Source organism: Megasphaera sp. AF13-6AC, from assembly GCF_027685385.1.
Taxonomy (GTDB): domain Bacteria; phylum Bacillota; class Negativicutes; order Veillonellales; family Megasphaeraceae; genus Megasphaera; species Megasphaera micronuciformis.
Genome location: NZ_JAQCUN010000088.1, coordinates 1 through 5,535, shown reverse-complemented (window position 1 = coordinate 5,535; position 5,535 = coordinate 1). Strand labels below are relative to the sequence as shown.

Here is a 5,535-nt window from a genome sequence, read left to right as displayed (position 1 = left end):
ACGGCGCAGGCAATACGGTTATTAAGTACGGCCTGAGCGACGAAATCGAAGTGGGTAAACCGGGAACACCGGGAGCACCGGGCAAAGACGGTAAAGTAGGCGTTAAGGGTGCAGACGGTTCGGCAGTTGTGATTAACGGCAAGGACGGCTCTATCGGCTTGAACGGCACAAACGGCCGCGACGGCATTACCATCCAAGGTAAAGACGGAGCTAAAGGTCTTGACGGCACGAACACGACGCGTATCGTATACCATGACGAAACGAACAATAAAGACCATGAAGTGGCAACACTCGACGACGGCATGAAGTTTGCCGGTGACGACGGTCAAACGGATTCTTCGAAGGTTATCAGCAAGAAACTCAATACGGTTGTCGACATTGTCGGCGGTGCTGATAAGACGAAGCTTACGGATAACAATATCGGCGTCAATAACGTAAACGGCAAGCTTAAAGTACAGCTTTCCAAGGACCTTGATTTGACAGCCGGCGGCAGTGTCAAGATGGGTGATACGACGGTTAACAACGGCGGCATTACCATTAAGGCACCGACAGGCGGCACGACGACGGATGTTCATCTCGGATCTGACGGCCTCAACAACGGCGGCAATAAGATTACGAACGTTGCTAAAGGTACGGCCGATACGGATGCTGTTAACGTAAGCCAGTTGAAAGATGCCAAGAGTGAATTGAAGGCTGATGAACGCCACATTAAGCCGGGAACTTATACTGTTGACAGCAACGGTAAGGTAACCATGACCTATGTGGACGGCAACGGTCACGACGTAGCTAATGAAAAAGCGGTTATTGAAGGCATTGCCAAGAACGACTTGTCAAATATTACAAACGACGGCAAGAACGTTATTACGAATCTTATCGACATGGAAAACGGTAATAACACGACCGTTTCCTCTCGTAAGGATGCAACAGGCAAGAAGATCTTCAAGGTCGACGTAGATTTGTCGGCTACGAATCGGAAGGTTGATACGGCCGCTACAGGCACGGGTTCCGTGGCATCGGGCAGTGCTGCCGGTGCAGCTGTAGTCAATAAGGGCACTCAGTTCGTTGCAGGCGACAACATGGTTGTTAAACGCGAAACCATGAGCGGTAACGATACGGATCAGAAGATCACGTATGCTCTGAACCCGAACTTGCAGAATATTAAGTCCATCAGCAGCAGTACGACAACGAGCAATGCTCCGCGTATCGACTTCGGCTCCAATACGGTAACGATTAACAACGGCAATCTGAGCCTGGGCGGTAACAAGATTACCAATCTGGCACCGGGCACAAGCTCGACGGATGCCGTAAACCTCAGCCAGTTGGAAGGCGCTCGTACGAAGGTTACATCCAACGACGGATCCGTAACGGTTACGAGAAATGAAAACACGACGACGAAGGAAATTACTTATGACCTTCATGTAGCAGGCGGTAACGGTACTCCGGATCCGACTATTTATAATCGTATTAACAAACTGGGTGATGAAATCGAGACAGTCGGTGCATTAGGAGCCGCATTAGGCGCACTGAAACCGATTCAGTACGATCCGTTGGAACCGACTCAGATTATGGCCGGCTACGGTAACTATCGCGGTACCTCGGCTTTGGCTTTAGGGGTAGCTCATTACAGAAACGAATCGCTCATGATGCATGCAGGCATGTCCTGGGCAGGCGGTTCGAGCCACATGATGGCTAATGCCGGTGTTACGTGGAAACTCGGTCACCGCGATCCGGAAACGGCTATTGCCGACCGCTATCGTCGCGGCCCGATCAGCTCGGCTTACGCATTACAACAGGAAATGGCGGCAGTGAAAGAAGAAAATCAGGGCTTGAAGGGTGAAGTAGCCGATTTGAAGAGCGAAAATGCGGAAATGAAGAAGAATATCGCTATGTTAATGGCGAAACTCGGCATGTAATTCAGCGGCTTTTAAGACAGGTAGGGCCTCGCAAGAGGCCCGTCACCTGTTAACTTGAGACTTGATACTTAAGAAGAGGAGTATAGACATGAAAAAATCTATCTTGTCTGCTTTCACGGCAGCACTTGTTTTAGGAACGGCTTTTGCCGGTACGTCCGTACAGGCATTGCACGATCCCTTGCTTAGTAAAAATCCCGAAACGACACCGCAACTCGGCACAGTCGTACTCGTAAAGGTTCCGAATCAGGAAGTTAAGGACTCGGTACACGCTTTTGCACAGGCTTGGCAGCATGCGACAACGCGTATTGCCGAAGTAAAGGCAAAGCAGGCTGAAGGCAAAGAGTTGACAAAAAATGAAAAGAAATGGCTCGAATCCAATCGAGTCAACAATTACGGCGATTATTTCCGTACGGACATTTATTCGTATGTCCACGGTCTTGAATTCGTAATGAATTGGAATGCTGAAAATGACGGTATTCAGGAATACAACTATGAAACCATGCCCGGTAAGGATCCGAAAACGGGTACGGACATGAAGCGCGGCTATACAAACAGCTACGGCTGGAATGTTATGCGCGGCATGGCTGACAGACTTATTGAGATTACAAAAAAACAGCAGGATGAAGGCGGCGTAAAGAGTGATGAAGAAGCAGCCGCTTTGGAAAATGCGATTCTCACTGTCATGGTTGAAGACCAGGAACATGTAGCCAATGAAGAACTGCGCCATTATATGAATGAAGGCGTATGGTTTACGACAAAACAGGTCGTAAAAGACAAACATATTACGGAACCGACCGAACAGGAAGACCATACAGTCGATTTGTGGCAGGCTATAAACCGTAAATAAGCGGATATAACCGTCCGTTTGATGAAAGTCGAAAAACCGCGATGAAAATCGCGGTTTTTTGCTGTTTAGGCATGTACCCGTTCTTGTCTTTCCGCGGCGTATCTTGTACAATTAAAAACGGAGTGTGATTACGATGCATGTAGTAATGGTGGAACCGGAAATTCCCGGGAATACGGGTAATGTTTCCCGCCTTTGTGCGGCTAACCATATAACTTTACATTTAGTAAAACCCTTGGGGTTTTCGTTGGAAGATAAGTATCTTAAGCGGGCCGGTCTCGATTATTGGGATCTTCTCGATTTACATGTACATGAGAATTTTGAGGAAGTTCAGCAACAGTATCCGAACAGCAGATATTTTTATTTGACGACCAAATCGGATAAGTCGTACACGGATATTGTCTTTAGAGAAGATGATATGCTGGTTTTCGGTAAGGAAACGAAGGGGCTTCCTGAAGATTTGTTAAAACGAAATGCGGATTACTGTTTTCGCATTCCTATGATTGATAAGGCACGGAGTTTAAACCTGTCGAATGCCGTGGCCATTGTTTCGTATGAAGCGCTACGACAACTGGGTTTCCCGGGAATGACGGGCGGTAAGGGTATAGAAAATTTGTAAATGAGGTGCGGCATGGAAGACGTATTTGTAAAAGCCGATGCATTGGCTAAGGCTGTAGGAGAATGTGAAGACTATAAGAATCTTCTCGCTGCGGGAGAAAAGTTGGCAGCCGAAGAAAGTACGCGAAAAAACGTGCGCGACTATCTGATTTTACAGGCTAAGTTAGCTTATGCACAGTCTATGGGTGACAAACCGGTAAAAAAGAAAATCGAAGAATTAAATCGATTAGCCGATATTATTAAAAATAAGCCGACGGCTATGGAATACTTGCAGGCGTATAATACGTGGCAGTCGAAGGCCGGCGAAATTTATCAGATTATACAGAATTCCATGGCGGAAGGGATGAGCATTCTTGACCAGTAAGGCAGTTGAAAAGTTCACGGAATGCCTCGGTGCCGAGATTCCTAAGGATCGAATTTATCGGGACGAACCTATGCGTGACCACACGACCTTTGCCGTCGGCGGACCGGCGGATGTTCTCGTCTTACCGCATTCGGTAAAGGAAATGTCTCTGGCCATTCGGGCGGCTCGCTCTTTGGAACTGCCCGTAACGGTTCTCGGCGGCGGTTCCAATGTTCTTGTTCTGGACGGCGGAATACGCGGCGTCGTCATTCAGCTCAATGAGATGAAGCGAACCCTTTCATGCCACGGCAATCGTATTCACGCCGCCTCAGGTTACATGTTGGCCGACGTATGTGAATTTGCTTATGAAAACGGCCTTACAGGAGCGGAATTTGCCTGCGGCATTCCCGGTACCTTGGGCGGTGCCGTCTTTATGAATGCCGGAGCCTACGGCGGTGAAATGAGTCAGATAGTTTCCCGTGTACGTACGGTAAACGGTCACGGCGGAGTGACGACCTATGAAAAGGGCGAGTTCGGGTTTTCTTACAGAAAGAGCATTTTTCAGAAATTGCAGGAATATGTGGTAGATGTGGAGTTGTCTTTACAATATGGCGATAAAACCGAGATCAGAGCGACGATGGATGATTTAACGGAACGTCGTACGTCGAAGCAACCTTTGGAAATGCACAGTGCGGGCAGTACCTTTAAGCGTCCGCCGGGGTACTTTGCCGGTACGTTAATCGACCAAACCGGGCTTAAAGGGTTATCGCACGGTGATGCGGAAGTATCGGAGAAGCATGCGGGCTTTGTCGTTAATCGCGGTCATGCTACGGCGGCAGATGTTTTAGCCGTCATTCGTGAAGTGCAGAGGCGTGTGGAAGAAGCTCACGGCGTGACTTTAGAGACGGAAGTGCGTATTATGGGAACACCTTAATGTAATAAGCGGTAAAACGAGCGGTTGTCGACCTTGCGGTTGAGAGCCGCTTTTTGTTTGGCTATGGTCGGTATATGTGCTATACTATTACAGTTATATAAAAATTGAAGTTTTTCTGTTTTTCTGAATGGGAGAGGAAATATATATGGAACGTCAGGATATTCGCAATATTGCTATTATCGCTCACGTCGACCACGGTAAGACTACACTTGTCGATGCGATGCTCAAACAAAGTCACGTTTTCCGGTCTAACGAAAAGGTTGCGGAACGTGTCATGGATTCGGGGGACATCGAACGGGAACGAGGCATTACGATTTTATCCAAAAACACGTCGGTTATGCATGACGGCGTAAAAATAAATATTGTCGACACCCCGGGCCATGCCGATTTCGGCGGCGAAGTGGAACGAGTTTTGAACATGGTTGACGGTGTATTGCTTCTTGTCGATGCGTTTGAAGGCCCTATGCCGCAGACCAAGTATGTATTGCGTAAGGCTTTGGAACAAAATTTAAAACCCATCGTGGTCATTAATAAGATTGATAAGCCTGATGCGCGTGTTGCGGAAGTAGAAGACGAAGTCCTCGAATTGTTCATGGAATTGGATGCCAATGATGAACAGCTTGATTTCCCCGTTATTTATGCCAACGGCCGTGACGGTATTGCCAAGACGGATATGGCAGATGAAGGTACGGACTTGCAGCCCCTCTTTAAGGCTATTATCGACCACTGCCCGTGCCCGAAGGGTGATCTGGAAGGACCTTTGCAGTTCATGGTTACTACCTTGGACTACGATGATTATGTCGGTAAAATCGCTATCGGTCGAATCGTTCGCGGCAGTATGAAACCGAATCAGAACGTGCTTCTCGTCGACGGTGAGAGCCAG

General features: G+C 48.0%; 6 protein-coding genes. All 6 read left to right on the top strand.

Annotation, left to right across the window (positions count from 1 at the left end; genetic code table 11):
• A partial coding sequence (locus PGX78_RS05845) for a YadA-like family protein (protein ID WP_270445858.1) occupies nt 1–1,913 on the top strand: 1,913 nt, incomplete at its 5' end.
• Nucleotides 1,914–2,001: 88 nt separating this feature from the next.
• Nucleotides 2,002–2,760, top strand: a complete 759-nt coding sequence (locus PGX78_RS05840; RefSeq protein ID WP_270445857.1) for a hypothetical protein — start codon at nt 2,002–2,004, stop codon at nt 2,758–2,760.
• Between the two features lie 133 nt (nt 2,761–2,893).
• Nucleotides 2,894–3,376, top strand: a complete 483-nt coding sequence (locus PGX78_RS05835; protein ID WP_006941555.1) for a tRNA (cytidine(34)-2'-O)-methyltransferase — start codon at nt 2,894–2,896, stop codon at nt 3,374–3,376.
• Between the two features lie 12 nt (nt 3,377–3,388).
• The gene (locus PGX78_RS05830) at nt 3,389–3,739 is read left to right on the top strand and encodes a YlbF family regulator (RefSeq protein WP_040773570.1); all 351 of its coding nucleotides are present in this window, start codon (nt 3,389–3,391) and stop codon (nt 3,737–3,739) included.
• Nucleotides 3,729–4,652 (top strand): UDP-N-acetylmuramate dehydrogenase, encoded by a 924-nt coding sequence (gene murB / locus PGX78_RS05825; RefSeq protein WP_006941553.1) that lies wholly within the window; start codon nt 3,729–3,731, stop codon nt 4,650–4,652. The genes PGX78_RS05830 and murB overlap by 11 nt, the downstream gene beginning before the upstream one ends.
• A gap of 145 nt (nt 4,653–4,797) precedes the next feature.
• Nucleotides 4,798–5,535, top strand: a 738-nt coding sequence (locus tag PGX78_RS05820; RefSeq protein WP_270445856.1) for a GTP-binding protein, incomplete at its 3' end; no start/stop codon positions are given.

Bases quoted from the DNA above. Each gene is read 5' to 3' on its own strand.
- PGX78_RS05840 (WP_270445857.1), top strand. From the start codon at position 2,002: ATGAAAAAATCTATCTTGTCTGCTTTCACGGCAGCACTTGTTTTAGGA.
- PGX78_RS05835 (WP_006941555.1), top strand. From the start codon at position 2,894: ATGCATGTAGTAATGGTGGAACCGGAAATTCCCGGGAATACGGGTAAT.
- PGX78_RS05830 (WP_040773570.1), top strand. From the start codon at position 3,389: ATGGAAGACGTATTTGTAAAAGCCGATGCATTGGCTAAGGCTGTAGGA.